The sequence below is a fragment of the Aquimarina spinulae genome, from assembly GCF_943373825.1.
Classification (GTDB): Bacteria; Bacteroidota; Bacteroidia; order Flavobacteriales; family Flavobacteriaceae; genus Aquimarina; species Aquimarina spinulae.
On the sequence record NZ_CALSBP010000002.1, the window covers coordinates 3,588,265 to 3,605,610 of the forward strand.

Here is a 17,346-nt window from a genome sequence, read left to right on the forward strand (position 1 = left end):
GAGTATATGCGAATAAAAACCTTTTACATATTAATTCTTTTTTTTGTATTTACTATCCCGGTAGAAGCACAATGCGCAATGTGTAGAGCAGTTCTGGAGAATGAAGAAGGACAGGAAGCAGCAAAAGGAATTAATAATGGGATTGTATATCTAATGATTATACCATATGTTTTAATAGGAGTTGTAGGGTATATTATATATAGAAATAAAAGAAAATCGGCAACTACAAAAAGCCATAATTAAAGAGTTCTTAATTTTTTAACATTTTCATAACAAGAAAAGATGTAACAAAAATACCATTTAGTTAGTCTTATGTAACAAGACGACGCTAACCAATCAATAAGTCTTCAGGGGAAAACTGTAAGATTGATCTAAATGCTGTACAGTATTTTTAGGCTAGTGGGTCTCAGTTTTATCAAGGTATTTTGCCTTACAAATCTTAATCCAGTATTATGATTGAAATAAAAGACTTACATAAATCTTACCAAATGGGAAGCAATTCGCTTCATGTACTTAAAGGAATAGATTTTAGTGTGAAAGAAGGCGAGTTGGTCGCTATAATGGGATCTTCGGGTTCTGGAAAATCTACACTGTTAAATATCTTAGGAATGCTGGATGAGGCAGATAGCGGAAGTTATTTTCTAGATGAAGTTCCTATCAAAGGGTTAAACGAAACCAAAGCAGCACAGTATCGCAACAAATTTTTAGGATTTGTTTTTCAATCTTTTAATTTGATTAATTACAAGACAGCTCTAGAAAATGTAGCCCTTCCATTATATTATCAACGTAAAAAACGAAAAGAAAGAATTGATAAAGCAATGGACTACCTTGGTAAAGTTGGATTGGCAGAATGGGCGACACACTTACCAAGTGAACTTTCTGGAGGACAAAAACAACGTGTGGCAATTGCCAGAGCATTAGCTGCAGATCCTAAAGTATTATTAGCCGATGAACCCACAGGAGCTTTGGATAGTAAAACTTCTTATGAAGTAATGGATATCATCCAAAATATTAATGATGAAGGTAAAACCATATTAGTAGTAACCCACGAACCAGATATTGCCGATATGTGTAAACGTATAGTACACCTTAAAGATGGTGTTATTGTAGAAGATAAAGAAGTAGAACAAGTTAGAGCATCTCAATATGTTTGATAGAGATAGATGGGGTGAAATATTTGAAGCTATAGGAAAAAATAAGCTACGTACATTCCTTTCGGGATTTACTGTAGCTTTAGGAATCCTGATCTTTACAATTCTATTAGGGCTGGGTAATGGCCTTCTCAATAGTTTTTTAAGCAGTTTTGTGGATGATGCTCAAAACATTATATTCATTCGTGGCGGAAACACATCAAAAGCATACAAAGGCTTTCAGGAAAATAGAAGAATTCAGTTTAAAAATGAAGATTTCGAATTTATAAAAAGTAATTATATAGGCAAAGTTGAGTTTGCTACCCCAAGAATATATAGAAATGGTTCTGCAAAATATAAGAAAGAATCTGGTAGCTATAGTATAAGAGCTGTACATCCCGATCATCAATATCTTGAGAAAACCATAATGATGAACGGACGATATCTTAATGAGTCAGATATTAACGAACGTACCAAGAACATTGTTATTGGTAGATTAGTAGAGAAGGATCTTTTTAAAAATGAAAAGGCCTTAGGTAAAATGCTAAATGTAGATGGGATTGCTTATAAAATAATTGGAGTTTTTCAAGATAGTGGCGGTGATAATGAAGAGCGAATAATCTATATGCCATATAAAACTGTTCAATTACTCTATGGAAATAATGATCATATTAATCAGATAAACTTATCTTATAATATGGCTATGAGTACCGAACAGGCTATTGCATTTTCTAAAAAAATTGAAGAAGATTTTAAAGAAAAATTTAAAGTAGCCCCAGATGATCAAAGTGCAATCAGGGTACGAAGTTTTGCAGAAGATATTAAAGAAACGATGGTTATTCTTGGAGGTATTTATATGATCATATTTGTTGTAGGCATAGGTACTCTAATCTCTGGAGTTATTGGTATTGGTAATATCATGACGTTTAGTGTTAAAGAACGTACCAAAGAATTAGGAATCAGAAAAGCACTGGGAGCATCACCAAAATCAATCATAGCTATGGTGCTTCAAGAATCAGTTCTGATAACATCTGTCGCAGGATATCTTGGATTAATTTTAGGAATTCTTGCATTAAAACTTATAGGTAATAATCTAGAGGAGTTTTTTATTCTTAACCCTAAGGTTGATACAGGTATTATTATGACTGCCACAATGGTATTGATATTTTTCGGACTTTTGGCAGGGTATATCCCAGCAAGAAGAGCAGCAAGAATAAAGCCTATAATTGCGTTAAGAGATGAATAATTAAAATCGAATTGGCATGAAATTTATATTTGAAAGAGATACCTGGCAAGAAATTTATGGAGCTATTCGTAAGAATAAAGTAAGAACCATAATTACAGTTATCGGGGTAACCTGGGGAGTGTTTTTATTTGTGTTCCTTTTAGGAATGGCTAAGGGGTTGGATAATAGTTTTAGAAGTCAATTTAATGATTTTGCAACCAATACAATGTTTGTTTGGGGGCAACAAACCAGTATGCCTAACGAAGGCTTTAAGAGAGGGAGACGAATGCAACTCACATTGAATGATGTCGAAACATTAGAATCTCAGGTTGATGATATAGAGTATATCGCTCCTCGTAATGTTACTGGTCAATGGGGAACCCCACCAGGGCAATTTGTAAAAGGCTCTAAGTCGGGGGCATTTAAAGTATTTGGGGATTATCCAACGATAGATAAAGTATCGAAGAAAAAAATATTTAAGGGAGGAAGATTTATTAATGAAGAAGATATAAAATATGAACGTAAAGTCTGTGTTATTGGTGAAGATATTTATAAGCAATTCTATGATAAAGATGAAGAAGCAGTAGGAGATTTTGTGAGAATAAATGGAATTTATTTCAAAGTAATAGGAGTATATAAACCTACTCAATCTGGATTCGAAGGAGATGATTCTATTTTTTTACCATTTACAACATTTCAAACCATTTTTAATCAGGGTGAAAATATATCCTGGATGGTGATCACTGCCAAACCAGATAAGAATATTGTAAACACAGAAACTACAATAAAGACTACGCTTAAAAGAATGCATAATGTACATCCAGATGATACGCAGGCTTTTGGAAGTTTTAATCTAGGTGAAGAAGTAGCAAAAATTAATGGATTTCTGGCGGGTATGCGTTTGATCACTTATATTGTAGGAATAGCTACTCTTATTGCAGGAGTAATAGCAATAGGTAATGTTCTTTTAATTACTGTTAAAGAACGTACCAGAGAGATTGGAGTACGTAGAGCATTGGGAGCAACACCAGCAGAGGTGAGAGGCCAAATCATGCTAGAATCTGTATTGCTTACCTTTTTAGCAGGATTATTAGGTTTTATTTTTGGTACACTGTTACTTTGGGGTATCAATACCGCAATCGGTAATAATGATGATGTGCCCATTTTAAACCCTACAGTCGATTTCTTTGCGGTAACCGGAGCATTATTATCTATAGTCTTATTAGGAACAATAATAGGGCTTATCCCAGCACAAAAAGCCGTAAGCATAAAACCAATTGAAGCATTAAGAGAAGAATAAAATAAATAACCAGAATAATCATCAATCCAAATGAAAAAGTTTTTTAAAATTTTATTAGTTGTAATTTTTGTGGCCTTACTAGGGTTTTCAGGTAAGTACCTTATAGATTCTAACAGTAAATCCCCGATTGTATTTACTACAGAAAAAGCGTTTAAAACCTCTATTGAAGAAAAAACAGTAGCTACAGGAAAAGTAGTTCCAGAGGATGAAGTAGCAATCAAACCTCAGATTTCAGGAATTATAGAAAAGATTTATGTTGAAGAAGGAGCAGCAATAAAAACAGGAGATTTAATAGCTAAAGTAAAAGTAGTACCTAATGAGCAATCCTTGAACAGTGCCAGAGGACGTGTTAAAAATGTGCAAATTGTTTTAAATAACTCTAAGGTAGAATATGACAGAAATAAAGCACTTTTTGATAAAGGAGTAATCTCTAGTCAGGATTTTAATAATATAGATCTAAGATATAATCAGGCAAGACAAGATCTTTCGAATGCACAGAGTGATCTTCAGATCATACGTTTAGGTTCTGCAGGTGGTTCTTCTACAGCTAATACTAATATACGAGCAACCGTATCAGGAACAATTCTTGAAATTCCGGTTAAAGAAGGAGACCAGGTGATCGAAAGTAATAACTTTAACGACGGAACCACAATTGCTACAATTGCAGATTTGAACAAAATGATTTTTGAAGGAAAAGTAGATGAAGCAGAGGTGAATAAACTAAAAATCGATATGCCTTTAAAAGTTAGCCTTGGAGCTATACGAGATAAAGAATTTGATGCAAAACTAAAATTTATTGCGCCAAAAGGAGATGAAGAACAAGGTGCAGTTCAGTTTAAAATTGAAGGTGAAGTTTTTCTTGATAAATCATATTTTATAAGAGCAGGATATAGTGCAAATGCTTCAATTGTTTTAGAAACAAAGAATGATATTCTTGCTGTAAAAGAAGCACTTTTACAATTTGATAAAGAAACAGAAGACCCTTATGTAGAAGTACAAACAGGAGATCAGAAATTTGAAAGAAAAGATGTTGAAATTGGTATTTCTGATGGTATTAATGTTGAAATTCTATCAGGAATAACAGAAGAAGATGATATTAAAGTTTGGAATAAAACAGAGCCCATTAAAAAAGAAGATGAAAAAGATTAAAGCCAGCATGTTTTAAAACAATATTTTTGATAGTGGTTAGATAATTAAAAATATTTTTTAAATAATCTGTAACAACATCAATCAAATATATACCTATACCATAGTATGAAAATAATAGTAAAAGATTTAGGCAAGTTCTCATCACAAAAGGACACTATAGATTTTAAACTTATGAGAATTAGAATTTTAATTTTATGTATTACTTTCTTTGGAGTGCTAGAAATTCAGGCGCAAGAAAAGAAATGGACATTACGCGAGTGTGTAGAATATGCTTTAGAAAATAATATTGCAATAAAACAATCGGCATTAGATGTAGAGGCAACAGAAATTGATAGGATTGATGCCATAGGAAATTTTCTGCCATCATTAAATGCATCTGCTTCTAATTTTTGGAGATCTGGTTTATCAACAGATCCTATTACCAATGAAAATAAAACACAGACATTTAGAAGTTCTAATTATGGCGTTAGTGCAGGAGTAACCATATTTAGTGGTTTAAGAAATATAAAAAGATTTCAAAGAGCTAAACTTAATAAACTACTTAGTCAATATAACCTGGGTAAGTCTAAAGATGATATTGCATTGTTTGTTGCAAATAGTTATCTGCAAGTACTTTTAAACAAGGAATCTTTAAAAGTAGTAGAGAAACAACATGAGATCACATTAGAACAATTACAACGTACCAAAGATCTGGTAGAAGCAGGGGTATTACCTCAAGGTGACCTTCTCGAAATCGAAGCAACTTCTGCAGACGAATTAACAAGAATTGTACAGGCAGAAAATGCAGTACAGATTGCATTAATTGGATTAGCGCAGCGATTACTGATTAAAAATTATGAAGATTTTGACATTGCAGAACAAGAGTATTTAGTTCCTGGATCAGAGATGTTAGAAAAACCTATTGATCAAGTAATTGCACAGGCCAGAGAATCAAGATATGAAGTACAGATTGCAGAGCAAAATAAACTTATAGCAGAAAAAGATCTTGAAATTGCCAGGGGAGCATATTACCCTACACTAAGCGGTTCTTTTAGATATGATACCAGAGAATCAGGAGCTAAATCTTTTGCGCGTGTTTTGGATGCGAATAATCCTGTATCAACTCAGAGTATCGGTGTTGTAGAAGCAACAGGGCAGAATGTTATTTCTCAAACTCCTAATCTACTTCTTGTAGAACAGGATGCTACACCATTTATCGATCAGTTATATACCAATGATGGTATTTCTTATGGATTATCTCTTCAGGTACCGATTTTTAATGGGTTTTCTGCAAGGAATGCTGTAAAAAGAAATAAGGTTAATGTAAAGCGTACAGAATTTCAATTAGAGCAAGCAGAATTGGATTTGGATAGTAATGTATACCAGGCATATCTCGATGCAAAAGGAGCTGCAGAGGCGTATGAAGCTGCTCAAGTTTCTGTAAAAGCTCAAGAAAGAGCGTATGAATACGCAAAAGATCGATATGATGTAGGACTAACTAATGCGTTTGATTTTAGTCAATCAAAATTTAGATTAGAAAATGCGCAGAGCCAGGAAGTACAAAATAAGTTTGATTTCATTTTTAAATTAAAAGTGCTAGAACTGTATTTCGGAATAAAGATCGCTGATATAAAATTATAGAATAGTAGCATTCGATTTTTTGGCTACTATATAGAAAAAGATTGTATTTTCATAGAATAGAATTAACGTTAAAGTAGGTCATGAATAAAAAAAAATTACTCTTCATTTTAGGTATAGTTGTCATTGTAATTGTACTACTTGTTTATGGTAAGAAAGCTGGATGGTTTGGTGAAAGTGGAAACTTTAGAGAAGTATCGGTTACCAAAATTGACAAAATTGATATTGTAGAAACTGTTTCGGCTACGGGTAAAATACAACCCGAAGTAGAGGTTAAACTTTCTTCAGAAGTATCAGGAGAGATTATCGACTTACCCATCAAAGAAGGCCAACAGGTTCAAAAAGGAGATCTTTTGGTTCGTATAAACCCCGATATTATTCAATCTGGATTAAACAGGTCCCAGGCGGCATTAGAAAATGTAAGAGCTGGATTGCGGCAAGCCGAAGCTAGTTTAAAAGAATCAAAATTAAGCTATGATCGTAATAAGGCGTTATTTGATAAAGGAGTAATTTCTAAAGCAGAGTGGGATAGAGCAACCTCTGCATATGAAGGAGCAGAAGCAGCTAAGCAATCAGCGTATTATAATGTAAGAAGTGCTCAGGCAACTGTTAACGAAGCCAAAGATAATCTAAGCAGAACTACGATTTATGCTCCTATGACAGGTACAATTTCTAAGTTATCTGTAGAATTGGGAGAAAGAGTAGTAGGTACCCAACAAATGGCGGGTACAGAGATCGTACGTGTTGCTAATCTTAGTAATATGGAAGTAGAAGTAGATGTGAATGAAAATGATATCGTTAAAGTTTCAATTGCAGATTCTACAATTGTTGAAGTAGATGCTTATCTAAAGAAACAATTTAAAGGAATAGTTACAGAAATCGCTAATTCTGCAGAAAATGCTGTAAGCGCAGATCAAGTAACTAATTTTAGAGTGAAAGTTAGAATTTTGGAGGAGTCATATGCCGATTTACTAGAAGGGAAGTCAGAAAACTATTCTCCGTTTAGACCAGGTATGACTGCTACGGTTGATGTTATTACAGATAAAAGAAAGGATATAATAGGCGTTCCTATAAGTTCTATAGTAATTAAAAATGATACTTCTGATGTGAAAAAAATCTCTTCTAAGGATGAGATATCATCGGAAACCAATAAAAAATTCGAATGTGTATTCGTTAAGAATGGCGAAACTGCCAAATTAAGAGTGATAAAAACGGGTATTCAGGATGATAGTAATATTGAGATAACTAGTGGATTGAAGGAAGGAGATGAGGTTATAACAGGACCTTATAATGTGGTTACCAAAATACTTAAGACAGGAGATAAAGTAACTACCGAGAAAGAGAAAAAATCTACCAAATAAAAACTAGCAGCAGTTTTAGGGACTCACCAAAATTCTATTAGTTAAGACTTCTAAAACTTCGGTAAAACATTTAGTGATGGACATATCTAATTAGATCATTTTTTTTGCCTAATTAGATTATCTTTGCCTAAATTTTTGATAGATGGCTTATATCCTTTGTATAGAAACTTCAACAACCAATTGTTCTGTAGCTTTAGCTAATGACAAAGAGGTAATTGGATTAAAAGAGGATTATGATAGCACATATTCTCATGCAGAACGGTTACATAATTTTATTGATAAAGTTATAAAAGAAGCAGGGTTAACCCCAAAAGATCTTTCTGCGGTTTCGGTTAGTAAAGGTCCCGGTTCATATACAGGATTAAGAATAGGTGTATCGGCAGCAAAAGGGTTATGCTATGCATTAGATATCCCATTAATAGCTGTGCCTACTCTGCACTCATTAGCATTGCAGGTATCACCAGAAAAAGATAGCTATATTGTTCCTATGCTAGATGCTCGAAGAATGGAAGTGTATTCTGCCGTTTTTACTAATACGTATAAAGAAATAAGAAAAACAGAGGCAGAAATTCTTACCGAGACTTCTTTTAAAGCGCATTTACAGGAGAGAAAAGTATATTTCATAGGAAATGGTGTAGAAAAATTTTCGGCGATTTGTAACGATGCTAATGCTGTATTTGTACAAAACAAATTGCCATCTGCAAATGAGATGGCAATGTTAAGTTATCCTAAATTTTTGAAAAAAGATTTTGAAGATGTTAGTTACCTCGACCCGTATTACTTAAAAGACTTCGTGACGGGCTAGAATCAGAGCTTTTTAATGCATTATATCTAGCTACAAGTCGAATTAAATCTTCTTCTTTTCTCAAACGAATTCTTTCCTTTTTTAAATAATCTTTCAATTCGTTTTCTTTATCATTAAATGCTGCAAGCATTTCTTTTTTGTTCATTGGTAATTCCATGATAACACCAGATTCTTCAAGGTAATATGAGGTAATCATTCTAAGTGTTCCTGGATCAGAAGGGCCGCTAATTATCGGACCTGTTTTTTCGGGATCTTTTATTTTGAGTGTAAATTTTTTATAAATACGATATCTGTCGGTTAATTCTACTAATACATAATAGCCATCTCTATTGCTTCCTCGTTGATTTTTGAATTCACAGTAATAGAAATAGTCACCATCGATTCGAGCATGAATAGTTGGGCTTTTAACCACTTCGTATAATTTGGATTGCGAACTATATTCTAGAGCATCAGAATAAATGTTATACTTAAGTTTAGCATCAAAAGTTCCTGATTTCTCATCAATAACACTAGATTCTTTATAACGACTCTTCATATAGATACTACCATCATAATCATCATATAAAGAAACTCTGGTAGTAGATGTAAGTAAATTTCGGGGTAATTGTGCAAATAATGCAGACGATGCTATCAAGCATAAAAAAAGTAATATTCTTCTCATAGTTTTTCGATTTAGGTGTGATAAACTTAAAGAAATAACATTTTAAATACAATTAATATGCTTTTTTGATCAAATTTTTACGAATTTCATAATTCAAACATGTGTAGCGTTAAATTATTAGGAATAAAATTGCGATTTTAACAAATAATTCACATAGGCATTTTGCGGTAAAACCGTAATTAATGTAGGATTAAGACTACAATTGAATTGATTGTTAATGGTTTAAAGGTGTTAAAAAATCCACAAAAAACATTTTTTTAACACTTTTAGCATAGCTCAAAATAAAAAGTGGTTAAGCGTTTTTTTGCTACATTACTTAAAATAGTATTACAATGTGTTGTAGAAATTTACTAATTTAATTAGATCCTTTTCTTTCTTTAAACTTAAATTTTCTTTACCAATAAAATCTTTTACTTCTTTTTGATTGTTAGGAAAGATACTTACCGTTTTCTTTTTACTTGAACTAACAGGAAATAGTTTTTCGTCTATTTCTAAATAATAGGCATGTTGATCTGTGAATTTTGCTGGAATATCTTTGTTCATTGGAGTTTTTGCGATTTTGGTATCAATATATTTTTTTTTCAATAGTTTGTATAAACTGATTTTGGTATTACTTGTTAGCTTTATTAAATACCCATTTTTAGTTTTATTATTGCGATATTTGTATTCCTTATAATGATACTCTCTATTCTTAATTCGCACATAGACACTTTTGTTTTTGGTGAGTCCTAGAATTTCAGAAGATTTTAAGGTTTTGCTTACTTCTATTTGATCGTTAAACACATTGTATCTTAAAAACAGTTTTCTGATCTTTTGTTTAGAATTGTTATGAATAATCTCTCCTAATTCAAACTTCGCATTTTCATAAGGAGTCCCTAGCGTCTTGTTTTTATTATCTTTAAAATATTTATGTGCATATAATAAAGGAGTAAAAGAATTTGTTTGGTTCTTGCCATTTGATACGACCTGGGCATTAATCGCAAATGCAAACATGAAAGCTATAAAAAATAAAAATATTCTTTTCATAATAAGTGAATTTTGGATTAGTATTGAAATATTATGTTATACTAATTTGAGTCAAAAACTAAGTCAGGTTAAATTAAAATTTAATATAGGTTTCCCCAGAAGTATTTATTCTAAAGGTAAAATGTCTTTAAATTCTTCAACCGGATATTTACATGAATTATTTACACATAAATAAAACAAAGTTTTGTCTTTAACAAATCTGTTTTTTAATAAGGCAGTATCAGAATCTGATGTACCTCCCGCTATTAGTTTATTTGGAATATAAGTTTGACTTACTTCTTTTAATTTAATTTTAGCTTCTTTACCTATAATAACCAATTCATAAAAGTTAAAAGAAAAATTGAGCATAAGATCTAACCAATTAGAGTACCCCGATGCATAAGACTTGATTTGCGGTTTAATATTATGTAACATTTGTTCACTTATTTCTTTGTAATGAGAACGATCAAGATAATGAGATAGTAGAAATAAGTTCTTAGCCATTATTGAATTAGATGCTGGGATTACATTATCACTGTATTCTATAGTACGTGTAATAAGTTTTGGGTCTTGATCAGAAGTAAAATAGAATATATTCTTGCTTTCATTAAAAAAGTGGTTTAAAGTGTATTGTGTAAGTTGTTCGGATACCTCTAGCCATTCTGGGTCAAATGTGTTTTGATATAAGGTTATAAAAGCTTCAATAACCAGTGCATAATCTTCTAAATACCCATTAATGGTACTTTTGCCGTTTTTGTAGTTATGAAATAAAGATGTATCATTTTTTAACTGAGTAGTTTTGATAAAATTTGCATTTTTTATAGCAGCATCCAAAAACTTTTTCTCTCCAAAAGCTCTATATGCATCTAGATAACTTTTTAGCATTAAAGCGTTCCACGAAGTTAGAGTTTTGTCATCTAATCGTGGTCGAGAGCGTTTTTCACGCTCATGAAGTAAAACTTGTTTCCATTTAGAGATTTTTTTAATCAAGACTTCACTATCAATATTATTTTCACTACAGAACTTTTGATGAGTATCCTTTCTAATTAAAACATAGTTTCCTTTTTCCCAGAAACCATATGAATTTATATTATAATAATCAGCAAAGAGGGTGTAGTCATTATCAGGGACTATTTTTTTTAATTCTTCTTTGGTCCATACATAAAAAGCACCTTCTTCTAGTTCTCCGTCCAAAGTTTTACTATCTGCATCTAAAGACGAATAAAAGGCTCCTTCTTTATTAGTAAGCTCTCTTGCTACAAAATCTAAAGTTTCATAAACCACATCTTTAAACCAGGGATCTTTGGTAACTAAAAAAGCATCAGAATACAGACTTACTAATTGTGCATTATCATATAACATTTTCTCGAAGTGGGGAACATGCCATTTTCCATCTGTAGAATATCGTGCAAACCCTCCTCCAACATGATCATACACTCCACCATATGATATTTTTGTCAAGGTATTTTTTACAAAATTTAATAGTGTTTCGTCTTTGATTTGATGAGCATATCGAAGAAGGAAATGATAATTATTGGGCATCATAAATTTAGGAACTCGTTTTGTACCTCCTTTTTGATGGTCAAAATGAGAACTCCATTCTTTTACAGAAGTCGCTATAAATTCTTTATCAAAATTAATAGCATTAGTGTTTACTTCGATAAGATCTACAGCCTTAATCCCTTGTTCTAGTTTTTCAGCATATTCTATTAGCTTATCGGGTTGTTTTTCATATAAATTTGCAATTTGTTTTAAGGCATCAACCCAATTTCCTTTAGGAAAATAGGTGCCTCCCCAAACAGGCCTTCCGTCGGGTAATACAACCATATTAAGAGGCCAACCACCACTGCCGGTCATTAATTGTACTGCACTCATATATACCTGATCTATATCGGGGCGTTCTTCACGATCTACTTTAATATTTACATAATTCGCATTCATGATTTCTGCTACCTTAGGATCTTCAAAGCTTTCATGTTCCATCACATGGCACCAATGGCAAGCTGCGTATCCTATACTTACAATAATAAGCTTGTTTTCTTTTTTAGCTTGTTGTAGTGCTTCTTCTCCCCAAGGTTTCCAATTTACAGGATTTTGAGCATGTTGCAGGAGATATGGACTGGTTTCATGAATAAGATCATTAGTATAAGCGTGTTGTTCCATAGGTGGTTTATTTTGACTTGTGCACGTTGTAAATAATAGCGATGATATAATAATGCATAAATATTTCACCAGAGTCGATTTTAGTAATGTATAAAAATATAAAAAGCATCCCGAATACATCAGAATGCTTTTTATAAAGAAGTAATAAAACTTTTTATTTTACTTCAAAAGAGATTTTTAGGCTTACTCTGAATTCTGTTACATCATTGTCTTTAACCACAACACTTTGATCTGCAACATAAGCAGATCTAATGTTTTTTACAGATTTACTAGCTTGTTTTACAGCATTTCTAGTAGCATCTTCCCAGCTTTTTTCAGAATTTGCTAATACTTCGATAACTTTAATAATCGCCATGTTGTGAGTTTTTTAAATTAAAAAATATAAGAATATCTAAGATACAACAAACTGTTGCTTTTTAGAAAAAATAGCATGTATTCTTTTCCTGGATTTTTCGATATAATTATAAATTTATCGTTAAAAAGCATATGGGCATAAAATCACCTTGTTTTTTGATGAGTAACCGTTATTCTGCTCCTATTAATTTTTTATATGCATTAGCATCTAATAGATCATTAATCTCTTCTGAGTTAGAGATTTCTATTTTAGCAAGCCAACCATCAGTATAGGGATCAGAATTTACCATTTCCGGATTTGACTCCAGCTCTTCATTAATTTCAATAACAGTACCCGAAATTGGCATAAAAATATCAGAAACGGTTTTAACTGCTTCAATAGACCCCATTACTTCTCCTTCATTAAGTTCTTCATCCAAAGATTCGAGTTCTACATAAACAATATCTCCTAACTCACTTTGTGCAAAATCTGTAATGCCTATATGAGCAATATTGTTCTCGATTCTGATCCATTCGTGATCTTTGCTATACTTTAATTCTTCTGGGATATTCATAGTTTTATTTTTTTATGAAAGGTGTTTTTTTAACTATTGCTTTGATGCGCTTATTTCGAATTTCGATAAAAATGGTACTATCTGCTTTAGCGTGGGGAATAGTTACATAACCAAGCCCTATTCCTTTTTCTAATATTGGTGATTGACTTCCTGAAGTTACTTTTCCGATACACTCATCATTTTCATTATATATTGTATACCCAGCTCTAGGAATACCTTTTTCTATCATTTCAAAACCAACTAATCTTCGAGTGACTCCCTCTGCTTTTTGTTTTTGTAAAGCTTCAGAATTAATAAAAGGTTTAGTGAATTTTGTAATCCAACCTAATCCTGCTTCTAATGGAGAGGTGGTGTCATCAATATCATTTCCATACAAGCAGAATCCCATTTCTAATCGTAATGTATCTCTTGCTCCAAGTCCGATAGGCTGAATGTTATCTTCTTTTCCAATTTCGAGAATTGCATCCCAAAGTTGTTCTGCTCCAGAATTAGGAACATAAAGTTCAAAACCTCCTGCACCTGTATATCCTGTAGCAGAAATAATTACATCTTGTATCCCTCCTATTTCACCCATAACAAAAGTGTAATATGGGATATTAGCAAGCGTTACTTTTGTGAGTTTTTGTAATACCTGGCTTGCAAGTGGTCCTTGTACGGCAAAAAGTGATATTTTATTAGAACGATCAATCATTTCTACATTGTCTGTATTATGACTTTTTATCCAGTTCCAGTCCTTATCGATATTAGAGGCGTTAACTACCAAAAGATATTCTTCATCACCTAGTTTATAGATAATAAGATCATCTACCACACCGCCTTTGTCATTGGGCATACAAGAATACTGAGCACTCCCAATATTTAATTTAGTGGCATCATTACTACTTATTTTCTGAATTAAATCTAACGCTTTAGGTCCTTTAAGGATAAATTCGCCCATATGTGATACGTCAAATATACCAACACCTTCTCTTACAGTTTTATGCTCCTGTACTACAGAGGTATATTGAAGTGGCATTAAATATCCTGCAAATGGGACCATTTTTGCTCCCAATTCCTGGTGCTTAGCTTCGAGAGCTATACTCATTAGTTCTGTTTCCATATTAGTTTATAGTTATTTCTGTATTTTTTATATCTTCTTCAAAAGCCGAAACAGGTAGGCAACTACACATTAAATTTCGATCTCCATGGGCATCATTTACACGACCTACACTAGGCCAGAATTTATTGCTTTTTATATGAGGTAGCGGAAAAGCTGCTTTGGTTCGGGAATAGGGCATATCCCAATTATCTCGAGCGATAAACTCCATAGTGTGAGGAGCATTTTTTAATACATTTTGCTCCCTAGAGGCAGTTCCATTTGCTATTTCTTTTATTTCATTTCTTATACTTATCATAGCATCAATAAAACGGTCGAGTTCTTCTACAGTTTCACTTTCTGTAGGTTCTATCATAATAGTTCCTGCAACAGGAAATGATACAGTTGGTGCATGAAATCCGTAATCCATAAGTCTTTTTGCAATATCGGTTACGGTAATATCTTCTTCTTTAAATGCTCTACAATCGATAATAAGCTCATGGGCATTGCGACCTTTTTCTCCTGTAAATAGGATAGGATAATGATCGACGAGTTTTTCTTTTATGTAGTTAGCGTTTAGAATTGCCATTTTTGTAGCAGAGGTTAATCCTTCGCCACCCATTAATGCGATATATGCATAAGAAATAGAAAGAATACTAGCACTACCCCAAGGAGCTGCAGAGATAGCTGCGATAGCCTTTTCTCCTCCTGCATTTTTTACTACTGCATTACCCGGTATAAATGGAGCAAGTTCTTTACTTACGGCAATAGGACCCATCCCTGGTCCACCACCACCATGAGGGATACAAAAGGTTTTATGAAGGTTAAGGTGACATACGTCTCCACCGATAATTCCAGGGCTAGTTAACCCTAATTGAGCGTTTAGATTTGCTCCATCCAAGTACACTTTTCCTCCATTGTCATGAATAATCTCACAGGCTTCTTTAATATTTTCTTCAAAAACACCATGAGTAGATGGATAGGTAACCATTAAAGCCATTAAATTATCCTTATGTTTTTCGGCTTTAGCACGCAAGTCATCGATATCTATATCTCCATTTTCTCTACAGGATACAATAACTACTTGTTGCCCCGCCATAGTTGCAGTTGCAGGATTGGTACCATGTGCAGACGATGGGATAAGAGTTATATTTCTATGAGTTTGGTTTTTATCTGCATAATATGCTTTTATAACCATTAAGCCTGCAAGTTCTCCCTGCGCTCCACTGTTTGGTTGTAAGGAGGTAGTATATAAACCAGTGATTTCTGCCAGCCATGAGGCTAAATGCTCAAACATTTGATGGTATCCTTTTGCTTGATTTGTGGGTACAAAAGGATGAATATTGGCAAGCTCACCCCACGATAAAGGCATCATCTCTGTAGTTGCATTAAGTTTCATGGTGCATGAACCTAAGGCAATCATAGAATGCACTAATGAAAGATCTTTATTTTCTAATCTTTTTAGATATCTAAGCATTTCATGCTCTGCCTGGTAAGAATTAAATACAGGGTGTTCTAGATAAGAAGATTTTCTTTGTAAAGAAGCAGGGATTGCAGTTGCATCAATTTTCCAATCTGTTATCTTTACCGTTTTACCCTTTGCATTAGCAAAGATTTCGATGATATCTTGTAGATCGGCCAATGTAGTTTTTTCGTGCAGTGATATCCCTACATGATTATCCTCAAAATATCTGAAATTGATTTCTTTATCAAGAGCTATTTTTTTAATACGTTCTTTATCTTCTACTTCTATTTTTAAAGTATCAAAAAAATGAGTATTCGTTTGTGTATATCCGAGTTTCTCTAATTCTTGATTAAGTTTAGCCGTTGATAAATGGATTTTATTGGCGATCTGAGATAGTCCATCTTTTCCGTGATACACAGCATACATACCAGCCATTACAGCAAGTAATACCTGTGCGGTACAGATATTTGAGGTAGCTTTTTCTCGTTTAATGTGTTGCTCTCTGGTTTGTAGTGCCATTCGATATGCAGGACGACCATGGCTATCTTCTGTTACTCCAATAATTCTACCAGGAATATGACGTTTATACACTTCTTTTGTAGCAAAATATGCAGCATGTGGCCCACCATATCCTAGGGGTACTCCAAATCTTTGTGAAGTACCTACAACTACATCTACTCCCATTTCGCCTGGTGCAGTAATATGTGTTAATGCCATTAGATCAGATGCTACAGCAATTTTTACTTCATGTTTTTGTGCTTCAGTAATATATGGTGTTGGATCAGTAATTGTTCCATTGCTATCAGGATATTGGATAAGAAGTCCGAAAAGGTCAGGGTTTGACATATCAAGTTCGGCGATATCTCCAACAACTACATTAATACCAATAGGTTCTGCACGACCTATGATAAGCTCTATGGTATGCGGAAATGTTTTTTGATCAATAAAAAATGTACTGGCTTGTTTTTTTGCTCTGCTTTTTACACGATATAGAAGTGTCATGGCTTCTGCTGCAGCCGTAGCTTCATCCAAAAGAGAAGCATTAGCTAGTTCCATTCCTGTAAGATCTGTAATCATGGTTTGATAATTGATCAAGGCTTCTAGCCGACCTTGTGCTATCTCTGCCTGATACGGTGTGTAAGCAGTATACCAAGCTGGATTCTCAAGAATATTTCGCTGAATAACTGGCGGTACAATACAGTCGTGATATCCCATTCCTATAAATGAACGGAATACTTTATTGTTTTCCATCATAGATTTGAAGTTGGTAAGGAACTCCAATTCTGTTTGAGCTTTTGGTAATGCTAATGGTTTTGTAGAACGAATGTTTTTTGGAACTGTCTCATCAATTAACTGTGTTAATGATGAAACACCAATCACGTTTAGCATTTGACCAATTTCTTTTTTACCTGGGCCTATATGCCTTGGTAGGAATTCTTGTTTAAGTGTACTTAGATCTTTCATAATATAACTATCCGCTAG

General features: G+C 33.3%; 15 protein-coding genes. 8 read left to right on the forward strand and 7 right to left on the reverse strand.

Annotated features, from left to right (window positions below):
* Positions 1-6 precede the first annotated feature (6 nt).
* The 8 genes from NNH57_RS20855 to tsaB all read left to right on the forward strand — a co-directional run bounded on the left by NNH57_RS20855 (position 7) and on the right by tsaB (position 8,587).
* Positions 7-243: a hypothetical protein gene (locus NNH57_RS20855; RefSeq protein ID WP_074409667.1), complete on the forward strand. Its 237-nt coding sequence runs from the start codon at positions 7-9 to the stop codon at positions 241-243.
* 209 nt (positions 244-452) lie between these two features.
* On the forward strand, positions 453-1,154 hold the full coding sequence (locus NNH57_RS20860) for an ABC transporter ATP-binding protein (protein WP_074409666.1): 702 nt from the start codon (positions 453-455) through the stop codon (positions 1,152-1,154).
* Positions 1,147-2,376 (forward strand): ABC transporter permease, encoded by a 1,230-nt coding sequence (locus NNH57_RS20865; protein ID WP_074409665.1) that lies wholly within the window; start codon positions 1,147-1,149, stop codon positions 2,374-2,376. The genes NNH57_RS20860 and NNH57_RS20865 overlap by 8 nt, the downstream gene beginning before the upstream one ends.
* A 16-nt stretch (positions 2,377-2,392) precedes the next feature.
* Positions 2,393-3,655, forward strand: a complete 1,263-nt coding sequence (locus NNH57_RS20870) for an ABC transporter permease (protein WP_074409664.1) — start codon at positions 2,393-2,395, stop codon at positions 3,653-3,655.
* Positions 3,656-3,685: 30 nt separating this feature from the next.
* Positions 3,686-4,804: an efflux RND transporter periplasmic adaptor subunit gene (locus tag NNH57_RS20875; protein WP_108807904.1), complete on the forward strand. Its 1,119-nt coding sequence runs from the start codon at positions 3,686-3,688 to the stop codon at positions 4,802-4,804.
* Positions 4,805-4,909: 105 nt separating this feature from the next.
* Complete coding sequence (locus NNH57_RS20880; RefSeq protein WP_234423371.1) at positions 4,910-6,424, forward strand: TolC family protein; 1,515 nt, start codon at positions 4,910-4,912, stop codon at positions 6,422-6,424.
* Between the two features lie 80 nt (positions 6,425-6,504).
* Complete coding sequence (locus tag NNH57_RS20885; protein WP_074409661.1) at positions 6,505-7,782, forward strand: efflux RND transporter periplasmic adaptor subunit; 1,278 nt, start codon at positions 6,505-6,507, stop codon at positions 7,780-7,782.
* A gap of 142 nt (positions 7,783-7,924) precedes the next feature.
* Entirely contained in the window at positions 7,925-8,587 is a 663-nt protein-coding gene (gene tsaB / locus NNH57_RS20890; RefSeq protein WP_108807903.1) for a tRNA (adenosine(37)-N6)-threonylcarbamoyltransferase complex dimerization subunit type 1 TsaB, read from the forward strand.
* Here the strand turns inward: tsaB and NNH57_RS20895 are convergent.
* From NNH57_RS20895 to gcvP, 7 genes are all read right to left on the reverse strand, one after another.
* Positions 8,541-9,248 (reverse strand): hypothetical protein, encoded by a 708-nt coding sequence (locus NNH57_RS20895; protein ID WP_074409659.1) that lies wholly within the window; start codon positions 9,246-9,248, stop codon positions 8,541-8,543. The genes tsaB and NNH57_RS20895 overlap by 47 nt on opposite strands.
* A gap of 327 nt (positions 9,249-9,575) precedes the next feature.
* Entirely contained in the window at positions 9,576-10,274 is a 699-nt protein-coding gene (locus tag NNH57_RS20900; protein ID WP_132065781.1) for a hypothetical protein, read from the reverse strand.
* A gap of 105 nt (positions 10,275-10,379) precedes the next feature.
* A complete protein-coding gene (locus NNH57_RS20905; protein ID WP_074409657.1) occupies positions 10,380-12,416 on the reverse strand; it encodes a thioredoxin domain-containing protein in 2,037 nt (678 codons plus the stop codon).
* Positions 12,417-12,570: 154 nt separating this feature from the next.
* Positions 12,571-12,771, reverse strand: coding sequence for a dodecin family protein (locus NNH57_RS20910; protein ID WP_074409656.1), 201 nt, complete (start codon positions 12,769-12,771; stop codon positions 12,571-12,573).
* Positions 12,772-12,940: 169 nt separating this feature from the next.
* A complete protein-coding gene (gene gcvH, locus NNH57_RS20915; RefSeq protein WP_074409655.1) occupies positions 12,941-13,324 on the reverse strand; it encodes a glycine cleavage system protein GcvH in 384 nt (127 codons plus the stop codon).
* 4 nt (positions 13,325-13,328) lie between these two features.
* The gene (gcvT, locus tag NNH57_RS20920) at positions 13,329-14,423 is read right to left on the reverse strand and encodes a glycine cleavage system aminomethyltransferase GcvT (RefSeq protein WP_074409654.1); all 1,095 of its coding nucleotides are present in this window, start codon (positions 14,421-14,423) and stop codon (positions 13,329-13,331) included.
* Between the two features lies 1 nt (position 14,424).
* The gene (gene gcvP / locus NNH57_RS20925) at positions 14,425-17,328 is read right to left on the reverse strand and encodes an aminomethyl-transferring glycine dehydrogenase (RefSeq protein WP_108807901.1); all 2,904 of its coding nucleotides are present in this window, start codon (positions 17,326-17,328) and stop codon (positions 14,425-14,427) included.
* Positions 17,329-17,346: the final 18 nt, after the last annotated feature.

Excerpts from the sequence above, each read along its gene's own strand:
- NNH57_RS20880 (WP_234423371.1), top strand. The coding sequence starts at position 4,910 with ATGAAAATAATAGTAAAAGATTTAGGCAAGTTCTCATCACAAAAGGAC.
- NNH57_RS20855 (WP_074409667.1), top strand. The coding sequence starts at position 7 with ATGCGAATAAAAACCTTTTACATATTAATTCTTTTTTTTGTATTTACT.
- NNH57_RS20860 (WP_074409666.1), top strand. The coding sequence starts at position 453 with ATGATTGAAATAAAAGACTTACATAAATCTTACCAAATGGGAAGCAAT.
- NNH57_RS20865 (WP_074409665.1), top strand. The coding sequence starts at position 1,147 with ATGTTTGATAGAGATAGATGGGGTGAAATATTTGAAGCTATAGGAAAA.
- NNH57_RS20875 (WP_108807904.1), top strand. The coding sequence starts at position 3,686 with ATGAAAAAGTTTTTTAAAATTTTATTAGTTGTAATTTTTGTGGCCTTA.
- NNH57_RS20870 (WP_074409664.1), top strand. The coding sequence starts at position 2,393 with ATGAAATTTATATTTGAAAGAGATACCTGGCAAGAAATTTATGGAGCT.
- NNH57_RS20900 (WP_132065781.1), bottom strand. The coding sequence starts at position 10,274 with ATGAAAAGAATATTTTTATTTTTTATAGCTTTCATGTTTGCATTTGCG.
- gcvH (WP_074409655.1), bottom strand. The coding sequence starts at position 13,324 with ATGAATATCCCAGAAGAATTAAAGTATAGCAAAGATCACGAATGGATC.
- NNH57_RS20905 (WP_074409657.1), bottom strand. The coding sequence starts at position 12,416 with ATGGAACAACACGCTTATACTAATGATCTTATTCATGAAACCAGTCCA.
- NNH57_RS20910 (WP_074409656.1), bottom strand. The coding sequence starts at position 12,771 with ATGGCGATTATTAAAGTTATCGAAGTATTAGCAAATTCTGAAAAAAGC.
- gcvP (WP_108807901.1), bottom strand. The coding sequence starts at position 17,328 with ATGAAAGATCTAAGTACACTTAAACAAGAATTCCTACCAAGGCATATA.
- NNH57_RS20885 (WP_074409661.1), top strand. The coding sequence starts at position 6,505 with ATGAATAAAAAAAAATTACTCTTCATTTTAGGTATAGTTGTCATTGTA.
- NNH57_RS20895 (WP_074409659.1), bottom strand. The coding sequence starts at position 9,248 with ATGAGAAGAATATTACTTTTTTTATGCTTGATAGCATCGTCTGCATTA.
- gcvT (WP_074409654.1), bottom strand. The coding sequence starts at position 14,423 with ATGGAAACAGAACTAATGAGTATAGCTCTCGAAGCTAAGCACCAGGAA.
- tsaB (WP_108807903.1), top strand. The coding sequence starts at position 7,925 with ATGGCTTATATCCTTTGTATAGAAACTTCAACAACCAATTGTTCTGTA.